At 63.5% G+C, this 26,301-nt stretch carries 24 protein-coding genes; 4 read left to right on the top strand and 20 right to left on the bottom strand.

Features of this window, described 5'->3' with window-relative positions; translation table 11 throughout:
• Positions 1-50: 50 nt before the first annotated feature.
• The 16 genes from AO692_RS19880 to AO692_RS19805 form a co-directional block, all read right to left on the bottom strand.
• A complete protein-coding gene (locus tag AO692_RS19880) occupies positions 51-977 on the bottom strand; it encodes a sugar ABC transporter permease (RefSeq protein WP_054311786.1) in 927 nt (308 codons plus the stop codon).
• 170 nt (positions 978-1,147) lie between these two features.
• The gene (locus tag AO692_RS19875) at positions 1,148-2,464 is read right to left on the bottom strand and encodes an ABC transporter substrate-binding protein (RefSeq protein WP_054311785.1); all 1,317 of its coding nucleotides are present in this window, start codon (positions 2,462-2,464) and stop codon (positions 1,148-1,150) included.
• Positions 2,465-2,550: 86 nt separating this feature from the next.
• Positions 2,551-3,624, bottom strand: coding sequence for a sn-glycerol-3-phosphate ABC transporter ATP-binding protein UgpC (gene ugpC / locus AO692_RS19870; protein ID WP_054311784.1), 1,074 nt, complete (start codon positions 3,622-3,624; stop codon positions 2,551-2,553).
• A 91-nt stretch (positions 3,625-3,715) separates the two neighbouring features.
• Positions 3,716-4,486, bottom strand: coding sequence for an SDR family oxidoreductase (locus tag AO692_RS19865; protein WP_054311783.1), 771 nt, complete (start codon positions 4,484-4,486; stop codon positions 3,716-3,718).
• Between the two features lie 2 nt (positions 4,487-4,488).
• The gene (gene denD, locus AO692_RS19860) at positions 4,489-5,472 is read right to left on the bottom strand and encodes a D-erythronate dehydrogenase (protein ID WP_054311782.1); all 984 of its coding nucleotides are present in this window, start codon (positions 5,470-5,472) and stop codon (positions 4,489-4,491) included.
• 58 nt (positions 5,473-5,530) lie between these two features.
• Positions 5,531-6,271, bottom strand: a complete 741-nt coding sequence (locus tag AO692_RS19855) for a FadR/GntR family transcriptional regulator (RefSeq protein ID WP_054311781.1) — start codon at positions 6,269-6,271, stop codon at positions 5,531-5,533.
• 304 nt (positions 6,272-6,575) lie between these two features.
• Positions 6,576-7,865 (bottom strand): NCS2 family permease, encoded by a 1,290-nt coding sequence (locus tag AO692_RS19850; RefSeq protein WP_054311780.1) that lies wholly within the window; start codon positions 7,863-7,865, stop codon positions 6,576-6,578.
• Between the two features lie 483 nt (positions 7,866-8,348).
• Positions 8,349-9,743, bottom strand: a complete 1,395-nt coding sequence (locus tag AO692_RS19845) for a glutamine synthetase family protein (protein ID WP_054311779.1) — start codon at positions 9,741-9,743, stop codon at positions 8,349-8,351.
• Between the two features lie 34 nt (positions 9,744-9,777).
• The gene (locus AO692_RS19840; protein WP_244483422.1) at positions 9,778-10,869 is read right to left on the bottom strand and encodes a branched-chain amino acid ABC transporter permease; all 1,092 of its coding nucleotides are present in this window, start codon (positions 10,867-10,869) and stop codon (positions 9,778-9,780) included.
• A 1-nt stretch (position 10,870) separates the two neighbouring features.
• Positions 10,871-11,770, bottom strand: a complete 900-nt coding sequence (locus AO692_RS19835) for a branched-chain amino acid ABC transporter permease (RefSeq protein WP_054311778.1) — start codon at positions 11,768-11,770, stop codon at positions 10,871-10,873.
• Positions 11,771-11,773: 3 nt separating this feature from the next.
• Positions 11,774-12,478, bottom strand: coding sequence for an ABC transporter ATP-binding protein (locus AO692_RS19830; protein WP_054311777.1), 705 nt, complete (start codon positions 12,476-12,478; stop codon positions 11,774-11,776).
• A 46-nt stretch (positions 12,479-12,524) separates the two neighbouring features.
• On the bottom strand, positions 12,525-13,679 hold the full coding sequence (locus tag AO692_RS19825; RefSeq protein ID WP_054311776.1) for an ABC transporter substrate-binding protein: 1,155 nt from the start codon (positions 13,677-13,679) through the stop codon (positions 12,525-12,527).
• Between the two features lie 42 nt (positions 13,680-13,721).
• On the bottom strand, positions 13,722-14,441 hold the full coding sequence (locus tag AO692_RS19820) for an ABC transporter ATP-binding protein (protein ID WP_054311775.1): 720 nt from the start codon (positions 14,439-14,441) through the stop codon (positions 13,722-13,724).
• Between the two features lie 154 nt (positions 14,442-14,595).
• Entirely contained in the window at positions 14,596-15,168 is a 573-nt protein-coding gene (locus AO692_RS19815; protein WP_244483421.1) for an XRE family transcriptional regulator, read from the bottom strand.
• A gap of 176 nt (positions 15,169-15,344) precedes the next feature.
• Positions 15,345-16,130, bottom strand: a complete 786-nt coding sequence (locus AO692_RS19810; protein ID WP_054311773.1) for an N-formylglutamate amidohydrolase — start codon at positions 16,128-16,130, stop codon at positions 15,345-15,347.
• A 1-nt stretch (position 16,131) separates the two neighbouring features.
• Positions 16,132-17,541, bottom strand: a complete 1,410-nt coding sequence (locus AO692_RS19805) for an aldehyde dehydrogenase family protein (RefSeq protein WP_054311772.1) — start codon at positions 17,539-17,541, stop codon at positions 16,132-16,134.
• Positions 17,542-17,691: 150 nt separating this feature from the next.
• Here AO692_RS19805 and AO692_RS19800 point away from each other — a divergent pair, with 150 nt between their 5' ends.
• Positions 17,692-18,450: an SDR family oxidoreductase gene (locus AO692_RS19800; protein ID WP_054311771.1), complete on the top strand. Its 759-nt coding sequence runs from the start codon at positions 17,692-17,694 to the stop codon at positions 18,448-18,450.
• A gap of 35 nt (positions 18,451-18,485) precedes the next feature.
• Here the strand turns inward: AO692_RS19800 and AO692_RS19795 are convergent, their stop codons facing one another.
• Positions 18,486-18,911 carry a helix-turn-helix domain-containing protein gene (locus AO692_RS19795; RefSeq protein ID WP_054311770.1) on the bottom strand — a complete coding sequence of 142 codons (426 nt, stop codon included), beginning with the start codon at positions 18,909-18,911 and terminating at the stop codon, positions 18,486-18,488.
• 67 nt (positions 18,912-18,978) lie between these two features.
• On the opposite strand from AO692_RS19795, the gene AO692_RS19790 reads away from it, so the two are divergent.
• Entirely contained in the window at positions 18,979-21,327 is a 2,349-nt protein-coding gene (locus AO692_RS19790) for a heavy metal translocating P-type ATPase (protein ID WP_054311955.1), read from the top strand.
• 304 nt (positions 21,328-21,631) lie between these two features.
• Here AO692_RS19790 and AO692_RS19785 read toward each other — a convergent pair whose 3' ends face one another.
• Entirely contained in the window at positions 21,632-22,306 is a 675-nt protein-coding gene (locus AO692_RS19785; protein WP_054311769.1) for a glutathione S-transferase family protein, read from the bottom strand.
• A 10-nt stretch (positions 22,307-22,316) separates the two neighbouring features.
• On the bottom strand, positions 22,317-22,943 hold the full coding sequence (gene gstA, locus AO692_RS19780) for a glutathione transferase GstA (protein ID WP_054311768.1): 627 nt from the start codon (positions 22,941-22,943) through the stop codon (positions 22,317-22,319).
• 145 nt (positions 22,944-23,088) lie between these two features.
• On the opposite strand from gstA, the gene AO692_RS19775 reads away from it, so the two are divergent.
• Positions 23,089-24,039 (top strand): LysR family transcriptional regulator, encoded by a 951-nt coding sequence (locus AO692_RS19775; protein WP_054311767.1) that lies wholly within the window; start codon positions 23,089-23,091, stop codon positions 24,037-24,039.
• 53 nt (positions 24,040-24,092) lie between these two features.
• On the opposite strand, the gene AO692_RS19770 is transcribed toward AO692_RS19775, so the two are convergent.
• Positions 24,093-25,448, bottom strand: coding sequence for a glutamine synthetase family protein (locus tag AO692_RS19770; protein ID WP_054311954.1), 1,356 nt, complete (start codon positions 25,446-25,448; stop codon positions 24,093-24,095).
• Positions 25,449-25,616: 168 nt separating this feature from the next.
• Between AO692_RS19770 and rpe the strand changes: the two genes are divergently transcribed.
• A complete protein-coding gene (rpe, locus tag AO692_RS19765; RefSeq protein ID WP_054311766.1) occupies positions 25,617-26,294 on the top strand; it encodes a ribulose-phosphate 3-epimerase in 678 nt (225 codons plus the stop codon).
• The last annotated feature ends 7 nt before the right edge of the window (positions 26,295-26,301 follow it).

Here is a 26,301-nt window from a genome sequence, read left to right as displayed (position 1 = left end):
ATTGCGTAAAAACAAAGAATTAGAGCGAGGCCGCGAAACGCGGAAACGCCCTAGTCCTGTCCGCCCTGCTGCCACTTCCGGCGCTGCAATCCGAAAAAGCTGAACATGATGGCCGCCAGCAGGAACGGGATCATGGCGACCGCGATCGCCGCTCCCTCGCCGAGCTGTCCGCCCGGAATGCCCCGCTGGAACGAGAGCGTCGCCATCAGGTGTGTCGCGTTCACCGGTCCGCCCTTGGTCAGCACATAGATGAGCTGGAAATCGGTGAAGGTGAAAAGCACGGAGAACGTCATCACCACGGCGATGATCGGCGTCAGCATCGGCAGCGTCACATAGCGGAAGCGCTGCCAGCTCGTCGCGCCGTCGAGCGAAGCCGCTTCCTGCAGTGACGCCGGTATGGTCTGGAGCCCGGCGAGCAGCGAGATCGCCACGAACGGAATGCCTCGCCAGACATTCGCCGCGATGACGGAAGCGCGCGCGTTGTTGGGATCGCCGAGGAAATTGATCGGGCCGTCGATGATGCCCAGCTTCATCAGCGACCACGACAGGATCGAGAACTGGCTGTCGTAGATCCACCAGAACGCCAGCGCCGAAAGGACTGTCGGGACCACCCAAGGCAAGAGCACGATGGCGCGGAAGAAAGACTTGAAGGGCAGGTTCTCGTTGAGAAGCAGGGCGAGCCAAAGCCCCAGCGCGAATTTCAGGATCGAGGCGACCAGCGTATAGAGCAGCGTGTTGAAAACGGAGAGCCAGAACACCTTGTCGCGGATCAGGAACTCGTAGTTTTCGAGCCCGATGAAGATGCCGTCCCGGCCGATGCGCGTATCCGTGAAGCCGAGCCAGACACCGAGGCCGAGCGGATAGGTGAGAAAACAGACGAGAAACACCGCCGCCGGCAGCATGAAGAGGAAGCCGAGCAGATTGTTGTTCTGCATGATCGATGCGGATGGCGGCTTGCCGGACGGCACTGTGGACATCGATTTTCTCCCGCTTGAACCTTTTTCCTAGATCAGGATGGCGAACCGCCATCCCGATCTAGCTCTTTGTCGAGCATGATCTTTTCCGAAAACCGGTTCCCACTTTTGGGGATCGTGCCCTGGTGCCGACGGCACCAGGCGCCGCCCGCAAGGATCGTCCCGGCGCCGGATCAGGCGCGGTAGTAGCGGCTGGCGCGGCGCTCGGCTTCCGCCACCGCATCTTCGGGCGACATCTGTCCCGTGACGGCGCCGGCGAACATGTCGACAAGCACATAGTCCGCCATCACGCCGGCAGAGGCGTTGCCGAGCGGGCCGGCATAGCCGTTCGGACGCAGGGTCTCCGAGGCACGCGCATAGGGCGCGTGGATGGGGTCGGCCGTCCAGACGGGATTGCTCGCGAACGCCTTGAGCGGTTGACAGCAATAGGCGCTGGCGCCGGAGATCCAGGAATTCATCTGCTCCGCTTCCAGCATGAACTTCATGTAGGCTTTCGCGGCCTCAGGGTATTTCGTGTGATTGAACAGCAGCAGCGAACTCGTCTGGTGGAGCTCGACGCTCTTGCCGACGGGGCCGATCGGGAAGTTGGTCGAACGGATATCGGCGGCGATTTCCGCGAGCGCCGGATCCTTCTTGGCGGCGTAGTAGACGGAGACGCCGTTGGCGATCAGCGACACCTGGCCGGCCAGGAAGGCGCGGTTGTTGTTGATGTCCTGCCAGCTTTCGGTTCCGGGAATGAACGTCTCGTAGAGCGCCTTGGCATAGTTGATGGCCGCAATCGTCTCCGGACTGTTGATCGTGACCTTGCCGCCCTCGTCGACCATCTTGCCGCCATGGCTCCACAGCAGCCAGTGGGCGTAGTTGTTGCCATCGCCGACCGCTTTGCCATGCGGGAAGCCGGCCGGCGTGCCCTTGGCTTTCATGGCCTTGCAAAGTTCGAGAAAACCGGCAGTGTCCTTCGGGAATTCGCTGAAGCCGGCGGCCTTCACATGGCTGTCGCGATAGACGACGGCGTTGCCGATAGCAGCCAGGGGCAGGGCTATGAACTTGTCGTCGCGCACCGCATAGCCGCGCATGCCCTCGTACCAGCCGCCATATTTGTCGCCGAGATAGGTGGCGAGTTCGGTCAGGTCGAGCAGCTTGTCCGGATATTGGTGCGCATCGTCGAACCAGCACATCACCATGTCCGGGCCGGAGCCGACATTCGCCGCCACGGCTGCCTTCGGGCGGATATCCTCCCAGCTCTCCTTGTCTACCCGGACCTCGACGCCCGTCGCTTCCGTGAATTTCTTGGTGTTGGCAAGCCAGGCGTCCTCATCGCCCTTCACGAAGGGCGTCCAGCGCAGCAGACGCAGGCTTGCACCCTGTTCCGGCGTGTATTTCGGCTCCGCTGCCTGCGCGAAGGCGGGCGTCATTCCAAATTTTCCAAGGCCGGTCGTCGCAACAAGTCCGGCAGAAGCGGCAAGCAGATCACGTCTGTTGATCGTCATTGATTTTCCTCCATCCTGGTTTGCGGGATTGCATTGTCTGCCGGCGTTGCGCTGTCCCGAGGCAGCTGACGCCGTTATGCGGTCGCTCAGGAAGCGGCCTGAATCCGCTGCCCGCTTTCGGCATCGAACAGATGCGTGGAGCGGGTGTCGATCGAGACAGTGATCGTTTCGCCCGGCTTGACCGAGACGCGCTCATGGAAGACGCAGGCGATATCCGTGCCGGCAAGCTTGGCCGTCATCTGGGTCTCTGACCCGGTGGGTTCGGTCACGACGACGGTCATGGGAATACCGTTGCCGTTGATCCTTATGCCTTCGGGTCGCAGGCCGTAGATGAGCTCCTTGCCCTTGGCGGCTTCGGGTGCCGCGCTTGTGGGCAGCACGGTGCCGTCCTCGGCAATGAACCGGCGCCCATCCTGCGGGTCGAGCCGGCCCTTGATGAAGTTCATGGCCGGCGAACCGATGAAACCGGCAACGAAGAGATTGGCGGGACTGTCGTAGAGTTCGAGCGGCGCACCGATCTGCTCGACGATGCCGTCATGCATGACGACGATCTTGTCGGCCATGGTCATGGCTTCGATCTGGTCGTGCGTCACGTAGACGGTGGTCGTCTTCAGTCGTTGATGCAGTTCCTTGATCTCGGCGCGCATGGCGACGCGCAGCTTCGCATCGAGGTTGGACAGCGGTTCGTCGAACAGGAAAACCTGCGGATCGCGAACGATGGCCCGGCCCATGGCCACGCGCTGGCGCTGGCCGCCGGAAAGCTGGCGCGGATAGCGTTCGAGCAAGGCTGTCAGCCCAAGTATTTCGGCCGCGGGCTTCACCCGCATTTCGATCTCGGCCTTCGATGCGCCCTTCAGCTTGAGCGAGAACGCCATGTTCTCGGCCACCGTCATGTGAGGGTAGAGCGCGTAGTTCTGGAACACCATGGCGATGTCCCGCTCCTTCGGCGCGAGCTGGTTGACGATCTTTTCGCCGATGCGGATTTCGCCGGCCGTTATGTTCTCCAGACCCGCCAGCATGCGCAGCAGCGTCGATTTCCCGCAGCCTGACGGTCCTACCAGGATGACGAATTCGCCGTCGGCGATTTCGACATCCACACCCTTTATCACCGGATGGGTTCCGAACGATTTCCTGACATTCACGAAGTCGACTGACGCCACAATCTTTCCTCCCAGAATTCACCTGTGGGTTTCGGCTGTCGTTATTTGTTCCCGTAGTGCGTTCCCCCAAGCCCCTCAGTTCAGTGTTTTGTTATCCGCGACCCACCAGAGGCATGGTCGTTGCCATGACGGTCATGGTCAGGACATTGGCCTCGAGCGGCAGGCTCGCCATGTAGACCACCGCGTCGCCGATGTGGCTGGCGGGGATTGTCGGCTCGCTGGCGATCTCGCCATTGGCCTGCATCACGCCTGAGGCCATCCTTGAGGTCATCTCGGTCGCGGCATTGCCGATGTCGATCTGTCCGCACGCGATGTCGAACGGTCGGCCGTCGAGCGCGGTCGACTTGGTCAGCCCGGTGATCGCGTGTTTGGTCGCGGTATAGGGTGCGGAGTTGGGCCGCGGCGTCTGGGCCGAGATCGAGCCGTTGTTGATGATGCGTCCCCCACGAGGGCTCTGCGCTTTCATCAACCTGAACGCCTGCTGGGTACAGAGGAACGCGCCGGTGAGGTTGGCGCCGACGACCGCGCTCCACTGCTCGAAGGTGATCTCCTCCATCGGCACGGCCGGGGCGCCCATTCCCGCGTTGTTCACCAGAAGGTCGAGCCTGCCGAATTCGGATCTGATCGCATCGAACAGGGCTGCGACTGATCCCGGATCGCCGACATCGGCCTGTATCGTCCGGACCCTGCCGCCGGTTGCTTTGGTCAGCTCACCTGCCGCCGCATCCAGAACCTCTTTTCTTCGACCGGTAATCACGACCGTGAAACCGGCCCCGAGAAGGGCTTCGGCAATCGCCTTGCCGACGCCGGTGCCACCGCCGGTCACCAGGGCGATCTTTGTCTTTACCGGTTCGCTCGCCATGGTCAGATCTTTCCTCCAAGCTCGTCTTCGATATGCGCCTTGATGATGTCGTCGAAGCGGGTTTCGGCCTTGAAGCCGAGTTCGGCCGCACGGCGCGCATCGAAATCACGTGGCCAGCCGGCGACGATCCGGCGGATGGTTTCGTCCGGCTCGCGCCGGATGAGGCGGACGGCCTTTGCGCCTGCAACGCGCTCGAGCGCGGCGATCTCCTCGCCGACCGTTGCCGAAAGGCCGGGCATTGTCAGGTTGCGGCGGGCTCCCACTTTTTCGAGATCGAGCGTGGCGGCGTGCACGAAGAAGCCTGCGGCGGAACGCGGGCTCGCAAACCAGTGCAGCACATCGTCTTCAACGGGCAGCACCGCCTCCTGCCCGACAAGCGGCTCGCGCAATATGTTGGAGAAGAACCCCGAGGCGGCCTTGTTCGGCTTGCCGGGGCGCACGCAGATCGTCGGCAGGCGTATGCCGATGCCGTCGAAGATGCCACGCCGGCTGTAGTCGGCCAGCAGCAGTTCGGCGATCGCCTTCTGCGTGCCGTAGCTGGTGAGTGGCGTGGTGAAGAACTCGTCGCCGATCTTTTCAGGGAAGGGTGCGCCGAACACTGCCACCGACGATGCGAAGATGACGCGTGGCCTGTAAGGCGCTTTTGTGCCTTCGGCGCGAATGGCGTCGAAAAGCGCGCGCGTGCCGTCGAGATTGACGCGGTAGCCCTTGTCGAAGTCGGCTTCCGCTTCGCCCGAAACGATCGCCGCGAGATGGAAGACGATATCGGGCCGCTCCGCGATCAGCCGCGCAGCAGCCCCTGCATCGGAAAGGTCAAGCGCGAGGGATCGGGAGATGGCGGCAAGCGGCTCGGGAGCCGTCGGTTCGACCACGTCAACCAGCGTCAGCCGGGTCACCTCGCCGCCGAGCACACCGTCTTCGCCCGCAATGCGGTCCAACAGCTTGCGGCCGACCATGCCGGCCGCGCCGATGATGAGCACATGCATCTACCTGTATTCCTCCCTTGCAAGGCGGCTGCCCCAGATTTGTCTCCGACTTTCGGCTTCAGCCGCCGCGGCCCTCCAGCATTTCCCTGGTCGTGTCGTGGATGCGGTCCAGATGTGCCCTGAAAGACGCCACGACCGCCGCACGGTCGCGTGCCCGCAGCGCCTCGACGATGGCGACATGATCCGCATAGCTCGCCGCGATCGCGCCCGGCCGCGCCATCGCATAGCGGCGGTGCTCCATCATGTAGGTGTAGAGGTCGGTCACGAAGTCGGCGAGCAGCGGGTTGCCGCAAGCGCGATAGATGGTGACATGGAATTCCCGGTCGCAGATCAGGAAGCGGATGGGGTCGGTGTTGGCCACCTGCTGTGCCGCAAGCGAACTGTCCAGCCGCGCCAGCTCCGTCTCTCCGATGCGCTCGGCCGCGTCGCCGACGACTTTCAGTTCGATCAGAAGCCGCGCCGCGTGGACGGAGTCGAGATCGTAGCTGTCGATCGCGCTGGGCGCTGCAATCGTCACCGGGATATGCGTCAGGTCGACATTGGTGACCCGCGTGCGGCTGCCTTGCGACACTTCCACGATGCCGCGCGCCGAAAGCGCCTGGATAGCGCCCCTCACCGTCTCGCGGCTTACATCCAGCGCCGTCGCCAGTTCGCGTTCGCTGGGCAGTTCGTCGCCCGCACCGAGAACCCCCGTGGCTATCAGCGACAGCAATTTGTCGGCGATCACGTCGCGCGCAGTGCGGCGCGCCAGGCTGGGCCTGAGTTCCGGAACCTGCGAGAGGATGTCGTTGCCGACCATTCAAACTCACCCGCTGATATACTGGTCGGTCCAGTAGACAAGTAATCTATGCAGACGCGGACAAGCCTGTCAACGCGCGGTGCAAACGCTGCGTTGTTCTGCGGGTCGAAGAACTTCCCAAGACCGTGGCGGCCCCGCTGCACCATCGCAAACACCCAACAAAAAAGCCGCGGCGGATTCACATCCGGCCGCGGCTTTTCACTCTTCGTCGGGGCCAGAGTGTTTCCGCGTTTCGCGGAAACACTCTGATTCTTTTTACGCAATTCCGGACGCAAAACCGCTGCGCACTTTTGCTGGAATTGCTCTATTCGACGAAGGCGAAGCGAATGACGAACAGGATCGCCACCAGCCAGGTCGCCACATGCACGTCGCGGAACTTGCCGGTTGCCGTCTTCAGCACGGCATAGCTGATGAAGCCGAAGGCGAGACCGTTGGCGATCGAGTAGGTGAACGGCATCATCAGCGCCGTCAGCGCGGCCGGTGCTGCTTCCGTGATCTCGGTCCAGTCGACCTCGATCAGTTCGCGCATCATCAGACAGGCGACATAGAGCAGCGCCGGTGCGGTTGCGTAGACCGGAACCGAAGCGGCGAGCGGCGAGATGAACAGCGCGGCCAGGAACAGCACGGCGATGACCAGGGCGGTCAGGCCGCTGCGGCCGCCGGCCTGCACGCCGGAAGCGCTTTCGACATAGGCTGTGGTCGAGGAGGTGCCGAGCAGCGAGCCGGCGACGATCGCGCTGCTGTCTGCGAGCAGGGCGCGGCCGAGGCGGTTCGGCTTGCCTTCTTCGATCAGGCGCGCGCGCTTGGCCACGCCGATCAGCGTGCCGGTGGCGTCGAACACTTCGACCAGCACGAACACCAGGATGACATGCACCAGGCCGGTGTGCATGGCGCCGACGATGTCGAGCTGCAGGAAGGTCGGCGCGATCGAGGGCGGCATCGAGACGATGCCCTGGAACTGGCTGACGCCGAGTATCCACGACAGGATGGTGATCGCCAGGATGCCGATCAGGATGGCGCCGGGGACCTTGAGGCCATCCAGCGATGCGATGATGAAGAAGCCGAGGATGGCGAGCAACGGGCCGGTCGTCGTCAGATGGCCGAGCGTCACGAAAGTGGCTTCACTGGCGATGACGATGCCCGAGCTTTTCAGCGCGGTGATCGCCAGGAACATGCCGATACCGGCGGCGATGGCGCTGCGCATGGAGTGCGGGATGCCGGCGATCAGCCAGCTGCGGACGCCGGTCACGGTCAGGATCAGGAAGATCACACCAGAAATGAAGACGGCGCCCAGTGCCTGCTGCCAGGTGAAGCCCATGGCGCCGACGACGCCGAAAGCGAAGAACGCATTGAGACCCATGCCCGGCGCCATGCCGATCGGCCATTTGGCCACCAGCGCCATGATCAGCGAGCCGAGTGCCGCTGCCAGACAGGTGGCGACGAACACCGAGCTCTTGTCCATGCCCGTCGTCGACAGGATCTCCGGGTTGACGAAGATGATGTAGGACATGGTCAGGAAGGTGGTGATGCCGGCGATCACTTCGATCCGCACCGACGTCCCCAGTTCCTTCAGTTCGAAATACTTCTCGAGCATAGCTTTTCCTCCGCTGCCCGTTTCCTCCTCACCGACCCCGCACGGCCCCCTTGCCGTCGAACACGGTGCCGCGCTGTGCATGGCACGGGACGCGGTCTTGACCTTCGTTGAACGCTGACAGTCCGAATGCACCGGTTTGCCGGCGCAGGATGGCGATCTCTCCGCCAGGAGCGATCGACAAGCAGACATGAGGCGCACTCGCCCGCTCAAGTTATCCTGAAGTACTTCCGCTCATTTGCTTGGCGCAAGGGCCCAATCGGGCCGCTTTGTCGCAAACAGTTTCGCGATTTTCGCGAATATCCAAAGCTGTGGGGAGGTTCGGCTTGAGCTGTCGACTATGGTTTTGAAGTGCACTGGCACAGGAAAACCAAGCGGGACGGCTGCCAACATGTTGTTGCCGGATCGCACAATGTCAACAGTGGAAGCGCCGGACAATCAGCGGTGGAGGCACGGACGCCGTTATCCAGCGTCCGTGCGGCCGGGTCAGTTGATGAAGTAGCGCTGCCACTCGAAGTCGGTGATGTGTGAAGCCTGCCAGGCTTCGAAGGCGGCCTGTTCGGCACGGCGGCTTTCCGCATAATTGTTGCGGAAGGCTTCGCCGAAAGCCTCGGCGCAGAAATCGGAATTCGCGAAAGCTTCGATCGAGGCGTTCAAAGTGTGCGGCAGTTTGGGTTTGTCGAGCGCGGCAAGATCGCCGCTCACGGGTGCCTCCAAGGCCAGGTCTTTCTCGATGCCTTCGCAGCCGGCGGCCAGGATCGCGGCGATCGACAGGTAGGGATTGATGTCGGCACCCGGCGCCCGGTGTTCGAACCGGCAGGCGCCGTCATTGGGCGTGGTGATGGCGCGGATCGGCGCCGTCCGGTTTTCGAAACCCCAGGCAACGTCTTCCGGCGACCAGGCTCCGCGGTCGAAACGGCGGTATGAGTTGACCGTCGGCCGGAACAGGAGATGCGTCTCCTGCATGCGGTGGAGCACGCCGGCCAGGAATTTCTCGGCCACCGGCGTCAATTTGTTGGGGCCTGCGGCGAAGGCCGGCTTGCCGTCTTTCCAGAGGCTGACATGGTGGTGCGCGCCGCAGGCGCTTTCCTTGCCGGGCGGCTGGAAGCGGGTCATGAAGGTGGCAACCAGCCCGCGTTCCGCGCACAGCTCGCGCAGGTGCAGCTTGGCGCGCATGGCGTCGTCGGCCGCCTGCAGCGCCGTCTTCGGCGTCAGCGCATATTCATACATGCCGAAGCCATATTCGGTGACCAGCGAGGCAACGCCGATGCCGATGCTCTTCATGCGGCGGATCAGTTCGGCGGCGAAATCCTGGTATTCGCCGCTGCGCACCAGATCGTAATTGGTCAGCGAATGTCCCCAGGGCTTCAGCTCGCGGTAGCGGCCGGCACGCATCAAGTCATGGTCGGCATGGAAGATGCCGAACTCGTATTCGAGCGCGAAGCGCGGCTCATAGCCGAGAGCTGCCGCCCGCTGCTCGACACGGGCGAGAACGCCGCGCGGGTCATAAGGGCAAGGCGAACCGTCGAGCATATAGGAAAAGGTGATCGCCGAGGCATATTCCGGTTTCCAGCCGTGCTGCACGACGGTGCCGGGGTCGATGATGCCCTTGATGTTGGGAAAGCCGTTTTCTTCGTTCGCGGTCGGCGAGGCGAAGGCGACGTCACCCATCGGCTGGCCATCGCCATGCGCGACGCAATAGAGGATGGCGTTGATGGCTTCGCCGTAGGTCGAGAGTTTCAGCGGGGTGATCTTCGAACGGAACGCGCCCGACGTATCGACCGTGTGCACCTGAATGAATTCGACCCCGTCCAATGCCAGCTTCTGCTGCAATGCCTCCAGCTTCGGCGCGTACTCGGCGACCTTGTCCTGAAACTCCACTGTGTCCTCCACCCTGAGAAAATGTCGGCGCCGCCTAGCGGACATTGCGCCGGAAAAGCCTGGAAAGCTGCTCGTCGAGCTCGAGCCGTCCACTGATGCCGCCCGGCCTGAAGGCCATGCAGAGCACGATGACGACACCAAGCGCCACGCCGGAAAGACCGAGCAATTGCGGCAGCTGGATGCCGGCGATCGTCACGCCGGACTCGATGCTGCGGATGAATTCGAGCCCGATCGAGAGCACGATCACGCCGGTGACGGCGCCCGTCACCGTGGCCATGCCGCCCAGGATCAGCATGGCGAGCGTGATGAAGATCTGCTGGAAGTAGAACAGCTTCGGGCTGATCGTGCCGGCGAAATAGGCAAAGAGCACGCCGGCCAGCCCGCAGATCAGCGCAGACAGCACCCAGGCCATCAGCCGCAAGCGTTTCGCGTCGATGCCGAACGCCGCTGCCGCCTGCGGGCTCTGGGCGCTGGCGCGGAGTTGCAGACCCCAGCGGCTGTCCTTGAAAAGGCGGGCGATGACGATCACCGCCACTGAGGCTACCAGCATCGCCGGCAGGTTGATCACCTTGGGGATGCCGAAGAAGGCCTGGTTGCCCTTGAACAGGTCCGTCCAGTTCAGGAACACCGAATGCACGATGATGAGCAGCGCCAGGCTGACGATCGTGGCGGCGACGCCCGAAAGCCGGCTGATGATCTTGCCGCTGATCGCCGCGAGGACGGCAACGACCAGCAGCGCCAAGACAGCCGCGATGAAGGGGTTCAGCTCGACGAAGGCGAGCCCGAACGGCGCGTTGGGGATGGACAGCTTCTTCATCGCGAGTGGCGTCGACAGCACCGCTACGCCATAGGCGCCGATGCCGACAAAGGCGCTGTGGCCGAGATTGGCAATGTTGCTGTTGCCCATGAACACCTGGAGGCCGACCACGATGATCAGGTTGACGAAGGCCGCCAGCGCCAGATGCGTGTAGTAGGCCGGCGCGAAGGCGAGGATGGCGAGGCCGATCACGACGGCCGGCAGCGCGGTGACCGGCCCGCCGACCAGCGAGCGGCGGAATTGACCATTGCCGGCCCGCGTTGCGGTACTGGACGGACGGGCGGCGATGGTCTCTGCGCTGTCGCTCACGTCAGATCTCCTTGTCGCCCAGTTCGACCCGCTGGCCGAGCAGGCCTTCCGGCCGGTAGACGAGAAGCGCGACGATGATCACGTAGGTGAGCGCATCCTTGAAGCCTCCGTATTCCTGCGGCAGCGCCACCAGCAGGCCGACCTCGATGAAACCGAGCAGCATGCCGCCGGCGGCCGCCCCGGCCAGCGAGCCGAAGCCGCCGATGACACAGGCCACGAAGGCCTTGAGCACGAGACCGAAACCGAGATCCGGCGACACCGAGCCGCGACGGGCCAGGATGAACACGGCGGCAATGCCGGCGAGCGCGCCCGAAATGGCGAACGCCGTCGCGATCACCCGATTGGCGCGGATACCCATCAGCCGGACCGTGGCGAAGTCGCGTGACGCGGCGCGGATGGCGAGGCCGAGCGTGGACCGGTTGAGGAAGAGCACCAGCGCAAGGATGGTGAGACCCGAAACCACCAGCTCCATGACTTGCAGCGACGACACCGCGAACGGTCCGAAGAACCACATCTGGTTGAGGCCGTTGAGGATCGAGACCGATTGCGGCTTCGGCGAGATCAGCAGCATGAACAGGTTCTGCACTACGATCGAAACGCCGAAGGCCGTCAGCAGGCCCGTCGTGGTCGGCGCGTAGCGCACGGGGCGGAAGGCGACGCGTTCGAATGTCACGGCGGCAAGTGCGGCTGCGGCCACCGCCAACAATACCGCGACGATCGGTGAGGTCAGGCCGAGCGCCGCCGCCAGGAAGACGCTGTAGGCCGACACGCCGATGATCTCGCCATGAGCGAAATTGACCAGTCCCATGATCGAGAAGACGACGGCGAGGCCGAGTGCCACCAGCGAATATTCGGCACCGAAGGCCAGCGCGTTGAGCAATTGCTGCAGGGCGTAATCCATGGCCTACCCGCCGAGATAGAGGTTGAGGAGGCCATGCTCGTCGGCAAGCTGTGCCGGCGGGCCGTCATAGCGCAGCGCGCCCGAACTCACGACATAGACGCGGTCGGCGAAGCGCAATGCCTGCTTGGCATTCTGCTCGACCACCAGCAGGGTCAGCCCTTCTTTCTTCAGCTGTCCGATGAAATCGAAGATCTGCGCGACGATGCGAGGTGCCAGCCCAAGCGAGGGCTCGTCGAGCAGCAGCAGTTTCGGCCGCGACATCAAGGAACGCGAGATGGCCAGCATCTGCTGTTCGCCGCCGGAAAGCGTGCCGGCCGCCTGGGTGTAGCGTTCGCCCAGGACAGGAAACAGCGCCAGGAACCGATCGATGTCTTCGCGCACGCCTTTTGGATCGCGGCGCGTCGCCGCGCCGAGCCGCAGGTTTTCGCCCACGGTCAGATTGGCGAAGATATGCCTGCCTTCCGGTGTCGAGGTGAGGCCGCCCCGGATGCGATCCTCGGTGCGTGTGCGCGAGATGTCCTTGCCGTCGAAGGCGATCCGTCCCGCCACTGGCGTGACCAGGCCGGTCAGCGCGTTGATGGTCGAGCTCTTGCCGGCGCCGTTCGGACCGAGCAGGGCGACGAGTTCGCCCCGCCCGATCTCGAGCGACAAGTCGCGCACGGCCACGACCGCTCCGTAGCGGACGGACAGGTTCTCGGCCTTCAGCACGATGGCATCCGGGTTTGCGCGTGGGACATCATGGCGAAGCGGTCCGTTACTTCAGGGCCGGAACGTCGGTCGGCGGCGTATCGGTGATCAGCACGCGTTTGCCATTGGCGAAACCCATGACCGGAACGGCCTTGACCGGATAGCCTTTCTTCTCGGCGAAGGAGATGGTCGGTGCCGTGGTGCCGGGATAGCCGCCGGGCGCACGGATCGCTTCGCGCAGCGCTGCCGCCTCCGTCGTGCCGGCCTTCTTGGCGGCCTCGTAGCTCACCTGCACCATATCGGCACCGAGCGCATCGAAGATGCCGTTCACCTTGTAGCCGTCGGCCTTGCACTGGGCGAGGAAGTGGTCGATCGGCCCGTCGATGCCGGTGGCGCCGTGCGTGGTGAACATCACCTTCTCGAGTGCCGCCACATCGCCGACGGTTCCCTCCAGCGACTTGTCATCGAAGGCATCGCAACCCGCGACCCAGCCATCATAGCCGTTGGCACGCAACTGCCTGATGAGGATGCCGACGTCCGGCAACACACCGCAGATATGGATCGCGTCCGGCTTCTGCGGCAGCGCCTTGATCGAGGCGATCTGCGGTGACCAGTCGGTGGTGCCCCAGGAATAGTTGAGCTTGGAGACCACCTTGCCGCCGAGATGCTCGAATACCTCGCCGAACCATCCGGGCAGTTTCTCCGAATAGGAGCCGGCATCGGGCGAAACCAGCAGCGCCACCGTCCGCGCGCCCTTGCCGTACAAGGCATTGGCGGTCGCAGCGGCATTGATCGGATCCGGCACGGCGCCGGCAATGAAGTTGTCGAGACCGGCCTGCTGCATCTCGAGCTGCGTGTTGGGTGCGGAGAAGACGGTCGCACCATAGGGCTCGGCGATCTGGGCAGTCGGGATCAAAGCATCCGGGAAAGGAACGCCGGTGATGACCTGAGCGCCGGCGTCGAGGAACTTCTGGCCGAGTGAAACGGAGAGCTGCGGATCGGAGCGGTTGTCCTCGATCATCAGTTCGATCTTCGGATCGTTCGCGCCCGCGGCCTTGTTTAGCTTGTCGGCCATGCAGCGCGCGCCTTCCGCTTCGCTGTAGGGCGCATATGTGCCCGTCATGGCGACGGCCAGGCCGATCTTGAGCTCGCTCGCTCCCACGTGCGCTGCCTGCAGCAGCCCGGCCGTCAGAACGGCGGCTCCCAAAGTCAGTTTATCCATTTCGAACCCTCCCTTGTTCTTGTTGTGCGGATGCCGACACCATCACGAAGTCTGGCCGACATAGACCTCGATGACGCGCGGATCGCGCCAGACCTCCTCCGTGTCGCCCGAGGCGATGACCTTGCCCTGGTCCATGACGCAGAGCCGGCCGCAGAGGCGGTTGATGAAGCGCAGGTCGTGGTCGATGACGATGATGGCGCAGCCGAAATCGCGGCGGATGGCTTCGATCGCCTCGGCCAGTGTCTCGGATTCGGTTTCGTTGAGGCCGGCGGCCGGTTCGTCGAGCAGCAGCAGCGAGGGGCCGAGCGCGAGTGCGCGAGCGATCTCCAGCCGACGCTGGCTGCCATAGGAAAGCGTACCGGCCGGCACATCGGCTGCCACATCGAGCTCATAGTGCGCGAGCAACCTGTCGATATCGATGCGGTCGGCAGCGTCGGGGCGCACGTCGCGGCAGGTGATGTGCGCGACCTCGACGTTCTGGCGGACCGTCAGTTCCTTGAACAGGCGGATGTTCTGGAAGGTGCGGGCGATGCCGGCGCGGGCACATTCTTCAGGGCCGCGCCCCGTCAGGTCGCGATCGGCCAGCTTGACACTGCCGGTGTCCGGCCGCAGCACGCCGGAAATGGCATTGACGAGGGTGGATTTGCCGGCGCCGTTGGGGCCGATCAGGCCGAGGATCTCGCCTGTGGCGCAAGACAGCGAGGCCTGGCGCAACGCCTGCACACCGCCGAATGTCTTGCTGACTGCCTCCACCGACAACATCGGTTTCGCCTCCCATTCCGGCCGTGGGCTGTTTGCTCCCTTCGGCTGGTTTTCAGGATGCTAGACCCGGAGCTTTTCCATAACAAGCATTTTTTTCCATTTTGGAAAAAGTAATTGCTTTACGCCATGGAACGAGGCGACGGATGGTTGTCGCTCAGCCGGCTGCGGCGTTCGGAACGCTGTCACGCGGAACGGTGTTCGACATCAGCATGATGGCCGGCTCGTCACCCAGCGACACGTAGGCGTGTTGCATCTCGCCATCGAACAATATGCTGTCGCCCGGCTGCAGGACCACCGGATCATAGTGGATGGTGTGCAACTCAAGGCTGCCGCTTTGCACGTGGATGAATTCCTCGCCCGAATGGCTGCGCCAGCCGCCATTTTCGTCGAACGATTTCGCATGCAGCGTGACGCGCCAGAAGATGTTGGTTTTGTCACGGAAATCGCTGCACAGCACCTCGAAGACCATGGCGTTGCCTTCGTGCAGCACGCCGCTCCCGGCCCGGGTGATCGAGCGCCTGGCCTGCATGCCGGGTTTCGGGCTGAACAGGAAGGATGCCACCGGCACGTGCAGCACGCCGGCGATGGTGAGCGCGACGTCGACGGTCAGCCGGGCCTTGCCGTTCTCCAGCTTCGACAGCTGCGAAACCGAAAGGCCGGACCGCTCGCTGAGCTCGCGCAGCGTGATGTTCTGCTGCTTGCGCGCATCCCGGATCTTGGATCCCACATTGCCCTGCATCGTCCGCGCCCTTGGCTGTCGTGTTTCCATTTCGGCAAGCTGTAGCGAGGCCGCTTGCGGACGTCTAGCGCTTGAAGCAATTCCAGCAAAAGTGCGCAGCGGTTTTGCGTCCGGAATTGCGCAAACAAAAGAGCTGGAGCGTTTCCGCGAAAAGCGGAAACGCCTTAGACGGCTACCGCGTGGTCCGGCCATAGGGTTTTCGCCACCTCGGAAAGACTGTCCTCGAGTATCCGGCTGACTTGATCGAGACGATCGGGCTCGGTGAGCAGGTCGTTGCGGACCTCGAGATAGATTGAGGGCAGGCCCAGTTGCAGGCCGTGCCGGTTCAGCGTGTAGCCGACGGCCTGGCGCCAATCATAGGGTTCGTTGTCGCCAACCACCAGGCCGGCTGCCTTGCCATGGTTTTGTGTCGTCCGCAGAACTGCGGAGACGAAGGGCGACGGTTCTCGCCACAGAATGCCGATATCGACGTTGCGCCGCACGCCGCCCATGATGGGCGTGAAGGAGTGGATCGAGACGAGCGCTTTTCGTCCCGACACGCCATCCGCAATCGCCTGTTCCAGCGGCGCCCAGCCGACCTCTCGGCGCAGCCTGCGATCGTTGTCGCTCGTGTCGAGATTTCCCGGCACCGGAATGCCACCGAGGTCGGGGCGCATATGGTCCCATTCCTCGACGGGACGGTTGTAGTCGAGGAAAAGCCGCGAATAATGCGCGACCACCGCTGGCGCCTGAAGGCGCTGCGACAGCCTTCTCGTCAGCGCGTCGACGCCGAGATCGACGGCGAAATGCGTTGCAAGATAGGGCTCCGCGAGACCGAGATTGCGCCACGGCGCCGGTACCTTGTTGCCGGCATGCTCGGCAATCAGCAGATAGGGGCTCGCCGCTTCAGGCAGCAGGCATTCGACGGCGTCGGCCGCGAGTGCTGCTGTCTCGGCGGGGTCCAGGCGCATCTCAGGCGATCCTGGAGCGGACATGATAGGACTTCGCCGCTGTCGATTCGATCAGGCCCGAGCGGCCATTGGTGCGGCCCATGCCCGAGTTCTTGATCCCGCCCCAGGGCAGATAGAGGTCGGCATGGTCACAGCGGTTGAGGTAGACCGTGCCGGCTTCGACCTTGTCCAGCAGCGCCGTGCCGTGGCCGATGTCCTGTGTCCAGATGCTGGCGCTCAGGCCGTAGTCGCTGTCGTTCATCAGGGCGATGGCCTGTTCGTCGCTGTCGACCGCCTGCACACAGGCGATCGGCCCAAACAGTTCGTCGCGCATGATCGGCATGGAATGATCGACGCCGACGAGCACGTCGGGCGCAACATAGGCCGCGCCAAGTCCTGCTGCCTTTTGTGCGGCGGTGTCGGACATCAGCCGTCTGGCGCCGGCGCGAACGGCTTGCTCCGTCAGGCGACGGATCGTCTCGGCAGCCGTTGCGCGCACCGCCGGGCCGACCATCGGCTTTTCCTCGATCGGGTGACCGATCGTCCATTTCGCTGTTTCCGCCACCAGCGCCTCGACGAAACGGTCGTGGAGCCCGCGGTCCACATAGATGCGTTCGACCGAGCAGCAGGATTGGCCGGCGTTGGAATAGGTGCCTTCGGCGATCTGCGCCACGGTGGCATCGAGATCGGCATCGGCACGCACATAGGTCGGATCCTTGCCGCCGAGTTCGAGATGCACCTGCGTGAAGGTGCCGGCCGCGGCTGCGTGCACACGCCGGCCGCCATCGACGGAACCGATGAAATTGACGGCGTTGAAGGCGCCTGAGGCGATCAGCCTTTCGGCATCGGCGTGGTCGAGATGCAGGCTCTGGAAGACGCCGTCGGGACCGCCGGCGGCACGGAAGGCTTCTTCCGCCACCTCCGCGATCAGTGGCGTCTGCGGCGAGTGCTTGAAAATCACCACGTTGCCGGCCGCCAGCGGCGCCGTCACCAGATAGCCGAGCATCGCCGTCGGGTAGTTCCAGGCGCAGATCGAAAGATGCAGCCCGCCGGGTGTCGGGCGCACATAGCGGCGGATGTTCTCCTCCGAAGGATAGGGCAGGTCTGCCAGCGTCTCCTCGGCGGCTTCGGCCAGCAACTCGCCGACCAGGGCCAGGCGTGGCGTTTCGTCGGCCTGCCACAGCGGACGCCCGATCTGCCATGCGACCATCTCGGCGAGCTCGCCTGCACGTGCCTTCATCTCCTCGCCGAATTTCAGCAGGATCGCCAGCCGCTCGGCGAGCGGCGTCGCCTGCCAGGGTTTCAGCGCGGCACGGGCCTTGGCCATCGCGGCATCGATGGCTGCACCGTCGGCGTAGTCACGACGCACATAGATGGAGCCGTCGATGGGAGAGGTGACAGGGAAGGACCGAATGTCGGTGCGCAGGTTCATGGTGTGATATCCGCCGGCTCGCTGGAGTTATTTCCGGCACGATATCCAGATTTTCCATTTTGGCAAATTTTTTCTATTATAGCTTGATGGATTGTGGATGCGCCCCTATTGTCCGCTCCAACAGCAAACGCTGAACGGAGGAGGGGTATGATGGTCGAGTTTGATTTCAGCGGCAGGCATGCGGTCGTCGCGGGTGCCGGTGGCGGCATGGGTGAGGCAATCGCATTGGCCCTGCTCGAATCCGGCGCTGCGGTGACGGCGATCGACGTCAAGGAACGTCCGGCATCGCTATCTTCCTTCGGCGACAGGCTCACCTTCGAACAAGGCGACCTCACCGATGAGGCTTTTGTCCAACGGGTCGTCGGCGATGCCGGGAAGGCGCGCGGCGGCGTCGACTATCTCGCCAATGTCGCCGGCGTGTTGTGGTTCGGCCGCGACAAGTCGGTGCTGGAGATGGACCTCGACGTCTGGGACCAGGTCTTCGCCATCAACCTCAAGTCGTTCGCCCATACGGCGCGCGCCGTGGTGCCCTTCATGCGTGCGGGTGGCCGGGGTGGCGCCATGGTGCATTTCTCGACCATCCAGTGGTATCGCGGCGATCCCGCCCCGCAGGACGCCTATCAGGCTTCGAAGGCCGGCGTATGTGCGCTCTCGAAATCGCTCGCCATGCAGCTCGCCGCGGAACGGATTCGCTCCAATGCCATCTGCCCGGGCATGGCGCTGACGCCGCTGCAGGCGCGCTGGGACACAGCGGAAAAGCGCCAGGCTGTCGCCAACTACGCACCGCTCGGCCGTATCGGCACGCCGCAGGACATGGCCAATGCCGCCTTGTTCCTGTTGTCCGACGCCGCCAGCTATATCACCGGCATCGAGCTTGCCGTCGATGGCGGTCTCCTGATGCGCATGTAGTCGGCTAGCCGCCGGCTTCAGCCAGCAGCACCATCTTAATGATGGTCGTGCATGCACTTGCCGTGATCGGCCAGCACTTCGATGACCCGGCACTCGGCGAGGCGCCCGTGCCGGCATTCCTCCACCATCACTTCCAGCTCTGCCTTCAGCGCCATCAGGCTGGCGATGCGCTGTTCCACCTCGATGAGCCGGGCCTTGGCGATACCATCGGCTGTCGCGCAGGGTTGGGTCGGATCGTCCTGCAGGGCGAGCAGCGTGCGGATGGCGGACACTTCGAAGCCAAGTTCGCGGGCATGACGGATGAAGGCGAGCCGGCGTAGCCCCTTCTGATCGTAGAAACGACGGTTGCCGTCGGTTCGCGGCGGCTCGGGCAGCAGGCCGATCTGCTCATAATAGCGGATCGTCGGCACTTTCACGCCACTCTCTCGGGCCACATCACCGATCGTCAATTCGGACTTCATTTTTCCGCTTGCTCCTCTAGTCGCTAGAGGATGTAGCGTCTGCTCGAACATAATCAAGGGAATGATCATGGCACGAGCATCAGAGCAGATGCGCTACCGCGTCGACGGTATGGATTGCGCCTCCTGCGCCTCGAAGATCGACACCGCCGTGCGGCGTCTGAAAGGCGTCGAGGACGTCTCAGTTTCGGTGACGCGAGGCACGATGACTGTGAGGTTTGACGGCGATACGGCACTCGCGCCGGCCATCGAAAAGCGGGTAACCGGGCTTGGTTACAAGCTGTCATTGATGCCGGCGAACAGCTCCGTTCCAGTTGCCGCGAACAAGGACGATGCATGTGGCTGCGGCCATGATCATAGCGATCACGCCGGGCATGACCACTCAGGTCATGATCACGAACACCACGATCATGATCATGCAGGTCATGACCATTCGGACCATGACCATTCCGGGCACGATCACGCTTCCCACGGGACGGCCAAGTCAGCGGTAGTGGCCAATGCCAACGTCGAAGGCCTGCACGGTCATGATCATGGCCCAAGCTCCGGCCCCTGGTGGAAGTCAGGCAAAGGCAAGCTGACCATTGCCGCGGGTCTCGCCTTGGCTGTTGCCTACGGTATCGGCAAGCTGGTACCCGGCTACGAAACTTGGATCTTCACCGTCGCCATGCTGGTCGGTCTCGTGCCGATCGCGCGTCGTGCGATTGCGGCTGCCTTTGTCGGCACGCCGTTCTCCATCGAGATGCTGATGACCATCGCCGCCATCGGCGCGGTCATCATCGGCGCCACGGAAGAAGCCGCGGCAGTCGTCTTCCTGTTCCTGATCGGCGAACTGCTGGAAGGTGTCGCCGCCGGCAAGGCGCGTGCCTCGATCCAGTCGCTGACCGCGCTGGTGCCGAAGACGGCACTGCTGGAGCGCGAAGGCAAGATCAGCGAAGTGCAGGCCGAAACGCTCGCCGTCGGCGCCATCATCATGGTGCGTCCGGGTGACCGCATCCCGGCGGATGGCATCGTCGTCTCGGGTGAAAGCGCGGTCGACGAAGCGCCGGTGACCGGCGAAAGCGTGCCGGTGCGCAAGGAGCCCGATTCCAAGGTCTATGCCGGCACGGTCAACAGTGATGCGGTGCTGCGCGTGCGGGTGACGGCGGCGGCAGCCGACAACACCATTGCCCGCGTCGTGCGCCTCGTCGAGGAGGCGCAGGAATCGAAAGCGCCGACCGAGCGTTTCATCGACCGCTTCTCGAAATATTATACGCCCGGCGTGGTCGTCTTCGCGGCCCTCGTCGCCGTCATCCCGCCGCTGGCGATGGGTGGCGCCTGGGATGAGTGGATCTACAAGGGCCTTGCCATCCTGCTGATCGGGTGTCCGTGCGCGCTGGTGATCTCGACACCGGCAGCGATTGCCGCCTCGCTTTCGTCGGGCGCGCGGCGCGGCCTGCTCATGAAGGGCGGCACGGTGCTCGAAAACCTCGGCAAGATGACCGCCGTCGCCTTCGACAAGACGGGCACGTTGACCGAGGGCAAGCCAAAGGTGACCGACATCGACGGCTTCGGCATGCCGGCCGGCGAGGTGCTGCGGCTGGCGGCCGCGCTGGAGACGGGTTCGTCGCATCCGCTGGCCAAGGCCATCCTCGGGCGTGCCGAGGCCGACGGTATCTCTGTGCCGCAGGCTTCCGGCGCCAAGGCTCTTGGTGGCAAGGGCGTTTCGGGCATCGTCGACGGAACCGAGATATTCCTCGGTTCGCCGCAGGCCGTGGCGGAACGCGTGCCGCTCAGTGCCGACCAGTCGCGTCGCATCGCTGCGCTGAATGACGAGGGCAAGACCGTCTCGCTGCTGCTTGCCGGCGGCAAGCTTGCCGGTGCCCTGGCGATGCGCGACGAGCCGCGTCCCGACACGCGGGCCGGCCTGCAGGCACTTGCCGATCGCGGCATCAGGACAGTGATGTTGACCGGCGACAATGCCCGCACGGCCGCCGCCATCGGCAAGCAGCTCGGCATCGAGGTGCGCGCCGAACTGCTGCCTGAGGACAAGCAGCGCATAGTCGGTGAGTTGAAGCGGGAGGGCTATGCGGTCGCCAAGGTCGGCGACGGCATCAACGATGCGCCGGCGCTCGCTGCCGCCGATGTCGGCATCGCCATGGGTGGCGGCACCGATGTTGCGCTCGAGACGGCGGATGCGGCGGTGCTGCATGGACGTGTCGGCGACATCGCCGGAATGATCGCGCTTTCCAAGCGCACCATGTCCAACATCGGCCAGAACATCACCATCGCGCTTGGCCTGAAGGCGGTGTTCCTGGTCACCACGGTGATCGGCGTTACGGGCCTGTGGCCGGCGATCCTGGCCGACACAGGTGCCACCGTTCTGGTGACGATCAACGCGCTGCGCCTGCTTGGCGCGGCGAAACAGGTCACGGCTTGATCGATGGAATGAAGGCGCGCGCGGTTGCTTGGCGCCTTCCTTCGTTAGCCTGCGGACTGCAGAGCTGCATGGTGACCCTTGGCGCTGCCCCTCACCTGCCTGCCGGCATCCTCTCCCCGTCAACGGGGAGAGGGACGATCGCGCCGGCGATTTCGCTAATCGCCATCGTTGCAGGAGAAGCACTGTCGTTGCGGCCAGCCTCCTTCTCCCCGTTCACGGGGAGAAGTGCCCGGCAGGGCGATGAGGGGCGGCGCCAACGGTTGGCCAAAAGCATTCCCGCTAAGATGTGCTCACCAATCGGAGATCAGGCCACCTTCAGCAGATAGGCATCGTGCCTCCGCAGGAACGCATGCAGGCGGTCCGGATAGTCCGTCCCGACAGCCTGTCTCACGCTCGGCCGTTCCGCCAGTGCCGCACGCCAGGCGCGAATGCGTGGCGTGTTGGCGAAAACGGCGGTTTCGGCAATCGTGTCGAACAGGTCGAAATAGCGGAACACCGGCGCAAAGACCGCGTCGACAAGGCTGAAATCCTTGCCGGCAAAATAGGGTCCATTGCCGAGCACCGCTTCCAGCCTCTCGAACTTTTCCGCGATTGTCGCACGTTTCTGCTCATAGATCGCCGGATCCTGCGTCGTCTCCAGCCCCCAGATGTCGGAGAGGATGGTCGAGCCGTATTCCATCCAGGCGCGATGCTGGGCGCGTATCAGAGGATCGGCCGGATGCAGCTTGGGGCCGGCCCGTGTCTCTTCGATGTATTCGCAGATCACCGAGCTTTCGAACAGCACGGTCTGTGGCCGATCGGGCTGCCGCACGATCAGCAGCGGCACCTTGCCGAGCGGCGACAGGCCGATAAACCATTCCGGCTTGTCGGCAAGGTCGATGAGCACTTTTTCAAAGGGCACGCCCTTTTCGGCAAGCGCGATCGCCGCACGCTGAACATAGGGGCACAGATGATGGCTGACGAGGGTGAGCGTCCGCATGGGAGCCTCCTCAAGCCGCGATCTTCATGCCTTCGGCCTGCATCGCCTCGCGCACTTTCGGACGCGCGGCGACGCGATCCATAAAGGCGCGCAGCTGGGGGAAGGCTGCAAGGTCGACCTTGGTGAAAGCCGACCCGCCGACGATGGTGAAAAGATAGGCGTCGGCGGCGGTGAACTGCTCGCCGGTCAGATAGGCCCCTGATTTCGCCAGGTGGTTTTCGACGAAGGCCAGCCGTTCCGCGATCTTCCTGCGCGCGACATCCTGAGCCTGTGATCCGTATTCAGGATGGAACAGCCAGGGGCTGTACATCTTGTGCAGTTCGCTGGCGATGAAATTGAGCCACGACTGCTGATGATGGCGTTCCGTGGTTCCAGAACGCGGCACCAGCCCGGATTCCGGCCGGAGATCGGCAAGATACTGCACGATGGCGGCGCCTTCGGTCAGCACCGAGCCATCGTCCAGCTCAAGTGCGGGCACATAGCCATTCGGGTTGACGGTGGTGAAGTCCACGCCCGTTTCCGTCGGATGCGGCGTTTTGGCGAGGTTGACCCTTTCAAGGTCGAGGACAATACCCGCTTCCAGCGCGACAATGTGCGGCGACAGCGAGCAGGTACCGGTGGCGTAGTAGAGTTTCATGGCGGATCCTTCCGAGGATTGGTGTCGCGGCGTTTGGCGACCTCTTCCGCCATGAAGAATAGGACTGGCATTCACGCATTTCTCGTTGGGTTTTCGCCTGCCGCACTTGCATGACTGCAAGCATCGAGTGTGTTATGTATCCGGCATGGATGACTGGAATGAATTGCGGCTGGTTCTGGCGGTTCAACGCGAAGCAAGCCTGACCGGCGCCGCCAAAGCGCTGAACGTCGATCACTCGACGGCCTTTCGCCGGCTGAATGCGATGGAAAAACGTCTCGGCGTACACCTCTTCGAGCGCTTGCCGGGCGGCCTTTATCAGGCAACTGCCACTGGCGAACGCATGGCGGCGACCGCCGAACGCATCGAAGACGAGACGCTGGCGCTCGACCGCGATATTGCCGGTTCCGACCATCGCCTGTCGGGGCGGTTGCGTGTCACCTCCTCGGAAACCCTGGCCTACAGTCGATTGCCCAGCCACCTGGCTGCGTTTCGCCGGACGAATCCCGGCATCGTGGTCGAGCTGCTGATCGACAATCGTGTGCTCAGCCTGTCGCGGCGCGAAGCCGACATTGCGTTGCGTCCGGTGCGTCCCAAGGAGGGTGACCTGTGGGGACGCAAGCTCTGCGCTGCGGCCTGGACCTTCTTTGCAGCGCCCGCTTATCTGGAGGCGCTCGATGGCCCGGTTGCGGACATCGGCGATCGCCGGGATCTGATTGGCTGGGAGGAAGGTGCCGCCGGCATCCAGGCAGCGGAATGGCTGGATCGTGCTGCGCCGGACAGCGCCTTCGTCTACCGCACCAACAGCCTGGTCAACCAGTCGGTGGCGGCCAAGGCAGGCATCGGCCTTGCGCTCCTGCCTTGTTACCTCGGCGACAGCGATCCCGGCCTTGTGCGCGTGCGTTCCGAGCCCTTGCCAGACCTTGAGGGTGAGTTCTGGATCGTCACCCATGCCGACCTGAAACGGACGGCACGGGTGCGCGCTTTCTTCGATCAGGTCGGCGACGGGCTGGCCCGCGAGCGTGACCTGTTCGAAGGCCGGATGCCCAGAGCAATTCCAGCAAAAGTGCGCAGCGGTCTTGTGTCCGGAATTGCGTAGAAACAAAGAGACGGAGCGTTTCCGTGAAAACGAAAACGCTCCAGAGCTGGAGTCTAGACGATTTCGAGATAGGCGCTGAACTCGTAGTCCGTCACCTGTTCGGCAAAGCCGGCGATCTCCTGCCTTTTGCAGGCGACCAGCATCTGCCTGAGCACCGGCGCGAAGATTTCGGCCGCGATCGGGCCGTTCTCGAACGCGTCCACCGCCTGACCCCATTCCGCCGGGATCTTGCGCTGCTTCTTTGCCGAATAGGCCCGCCCCGTCTGTGGTGCTGTCGGTTTCCAGCTGTTTCGGATGCCGACGAGGGCCGCACCGAGGATCGCCGTGAGAACGAGATAGGGATTGGCATCAGCCCCGGCGACACGGTGTTCGATGCGCCGTGCCTTCGGATTGCCGCCTGGAATACGGATCGCCGCCGTCCGGTTCTCGTAGCCCCAGGAGATCGATGTCGGTGCATGCGTGTCCGGCCGCAGGCGACGGTACGAATTGTAGTGGGGCGCAAACATCAGTGTTGTTTCCGCCATGCCGCGCAGCAGGCCGGCGACGGCGTTCTTCAGGATTGGCGAGCCCTCGGCGGTGCCGTCGTCGAAGACGTTTTCGCCCTTCTCGTTGAGGAGGGAGAAATGCACATGCATCCCGTTGCCCGAACGCAAACCGTAAGGTTTGGCCATGAAGGTGGCGGCCAGCCCATGCTTGCGCGCCACGCCCTTGACGATGCGCTTGAAGAAGACACTGTCATCTGCCGCCTTCAGCGGGTCATCGGTATGCAGGAGGTTGATCTCGAACTGGCCGATGCCGTTTTCAGCGATCGCGGCGTCGGCCGGCACGTTCTGCCTAGCGCATTCCTTGTAGACGTCCGAGAAGAACTCGCCGAAATCGTCCAGTTCATCGATGGAAAGAATAGCGTCGGAATCGAGCCGCTTCCCTGTATAGGGCGAGATCGGAGGCATGGCGCTGTCGGGCTCGGGGTCGATCAGGTAGAATTCCATTTCCGTCGCCACGACCGGCCGCAGGCCCAGCTCGCGATATTGTGCGACGATCGCCGCCAGCGCCTGTCGTGGGTCGGCCAGAAAGGGGCGGCCATCCTCCAGCGACAATTGCAGCGGGATGAGTGCGCTTGGCCGCGAGGTCCAACTGACCGGCAGGGGTCCGCGTCCTGTCGCTTCGCAGATGCCGTCGCCGTCACCAGTGGCGAAAACCTGCGTGCTGCCGATGATGTCCTCGCCCCAGACGTCGACGCCGACGATGGAAAGCGGCATGCGGATGCCGCCACCGAGAACCTTGGATGCCTGTTCGACCGGGATGCGCTTGCCGCGCATGATGCCGTTCAGGTCGCAGACCACTGCCTGAACGCTTTCGATCGGGCCGTTTTTTTCAATCCACGCCTTTAACTGTTCTGATTCGCTCAATTTGAGCACCTATACCTTTCTTGTTGAGAGCCGCATTGCCCGGCGAAGCTGGCATTGCGCCCGGCGCCGGTCAAGCTGACCCGAAGTTGTGGATCGGCAGGCGGCGATTCCTGTCGACAAGCGGCGCTACTGCGGTTAGGCGGTGGCAAACAAGTTGCGGGAGCGGCCATGACCGGAAAAACCCTTATCGCACCTTCGGTGCTGTCATCCGATTTCTCCAGGCTCGGCGATGAGGTCGAAGCGATCGTCGAGGCCGGCGCCGACTGGATCCATCTCGACGTCATGGACGGGCATTTCGTGCCCAACATCACCTTCGGGGCGCCGGTCATCAAGGCGATCCGCAACCGCACCAAGGCCTATTTCGACTGCCATCTGATGATCGCGCCGGTCGATCCTTATCTGGCGGCTTTTGCCGACGCCGGCTGCGACGGCATCACTGTGCATGCCGAAGCCGGTCCGCATCTCGACCGTTCGCTGCAGACCATCCGCAATCTCGGCAAGAAGGCGGGCGTGTCGCTCAATCCCGGCACGCCGGAAAGCGTCATCGAGTATGTGCTCGACCGCCTCGACCTCGTCCTTTTGATGACGGTCAATCCGGGCTTCGGCGGGCAGGCCTTCATCCCGGCGGTCGTCGAAAAGGTGAAGCGGGTCAAGGCGCTGATTGGCGACCGGCCGATCCACATCGAGATCGATGGCGGCGTTTCACCAGAAACCGCGCCGCTGGTCACCGCTGCCGGCGCCAATGTGCTGGTTGCCGGCGCTGCCGTGTTCAAGGGCGGCACGGTCGACGCCTATCGCAGCAACATCGCCGCGATCCGAACGGCCGCCGACAAGGCGGCCGTCTAAAATCTTA

It is taken from the genome of Mesorhizobium sp. 1M-11 (assembly GCF_001303895.1).
Taxonomy (GTDB): Bacteria; Pseudomonadota; Alphaproteobacteria; order Rhizobiales; family Rhizobiaceae; genus Mesorhizobium.
This window is presented reverse-complemented; position numbering and strand designations above follow the sequence as displayed.

What these genes read in the sequence shown, in the direction of transcription:
- denD (WP_054311782.1), bottom strand. Translation starts at nt 5,472, where the DNA reads ATGCATGTGCTCATCATCGGCGCGGCCGGCATGGTCGGCCGCAAGCTG.
- AO692_RS19805 (WP_054311772.1), bottom strand. Translation starts at nt 17,541, where the DNA reads ATGAACCTGCGCACCGACATTCGGTCCTTCCCTGTCACCTCTCCCATC.
- AO692_RS19850 (WP_054311780.1), bottom strand. Translation starts at nt 7,865, where the DNA reads ATGCTCGAGAAGTATTTCGAACTGAAGGAACTGGGGACGTCGGTGCGG.
- AO692_RS19880 (WP_054311786.1), bottom strand. Translation starts at nt 977, where the DNA reads ATGTCCACAGTGCCGTCCGGCAAGCCGCCATCCGCATCGATCATGCAG.
- AO692_RS19800 (WP_054311771.1), top strand. Translation starts at nt 17,692, where the DNA reads ATGGTCGAGTTTGATTTCAGCGGCAGGCATGCGGTCGTCGCGGGTGCC.
- AO692_RS19790 (WP_054311955.1), top strand. Translation starts at nt 18,979, where the DNA reads ATGGCACGAGCATCAGAGCAGATGCGCTACCGCGTCGACGGTATGGAT.
- AO692_RS19825 (WP_054311776.1), bottom strand. Translation starts at nt 13,679, where the DNA reads ATGGATAAACTGACTTTGGGAGCCGCCGTTCTGACGGCCGGGCTGCTG.
- AO692_RS19855 (WP_054311781.1), bottom strand. Translation starts at nt 6,271, where the DNA reads ATGGTCGGCAACGACATCCTCTCGCAGGTTCCGGAACTCAGGCCCAGC.
- AO692_RS19810 (WP_054311773.1), bottom strand. Translation starts at nt 16,130, where the DNA reads ATGCGCCTGGACCCCGCCGAGACAGCAGCACTCGCGGCCGACGCCGTC.
- gstA (WP_054311768.1), bottom strand. Translation starts at nt 22,943, where the DNA reads ATGAAACTCTACTACGCCACCGGTACCTGCTCGCTGTCGCCGCACATT.
- AO692_RS19775 (WP_054311767.1), top strand. Translation starts at nt 23,089, where the DNA reads ATGGATGACTGGAATGAATTGCGGCTGGTTCTGGCGGTTCAACGCGAA.
- AO692_RS19785 (WP_054311769.1), bottom strand. Translation starts at nt 22,306, where the DNA reads ATGCGGACGCTCACCCTCGTCAGCCATCATCTGTGCCCCTATGTTCAG.
- AO692_RS19875 (WP_054311785.1), bottom strand. Translation starts at nt 2,464, where the DNA reads ATGACGATCAACAGACGTGATCTGCTTGCCGCTTCTGCCGGACTTGTT.
- AO692_RS19795 (WP_054311770.1), bottom strand. Translation starts at nt 18,911, where the DNA reads ATGAAGTCCGAATTGACGATCGGTGATGTGGCCCGAGAGAGTGGCGTG.
- AO692_RS19835 (WP_054311778.1), bottom strand. Translation starts at nt 11,770, where the DNA reads ATGGATTACGCCCTGCAGCAATTGCTCAACGCGCTGGCCTTCGGTGCC.
- AO692_RS19865 (WP_054311783.1), bottom strand. Translation starts at nt 4,486, where the DNA reads ATGGCGAGCGAACCGGTAAAGACAAAGATCGCCCTGGTGACCGGCGGT.
- AO692_RS19820 (WP_054311775.1), bottom strand. Translation starts at nt 14,441, where the DNA reads ATGTTGTCGGTGGAGGCAGTCAGCAAGACATTCGGCGGTGTGCAGGCG.
- rpe (WP_054311766.1), top strand. Translation starts at nt 25,617, where the DNA reads ATGACCGGAAAAACCCTTATCGCACCTTCGGTGCTGTCATCCGATTTC.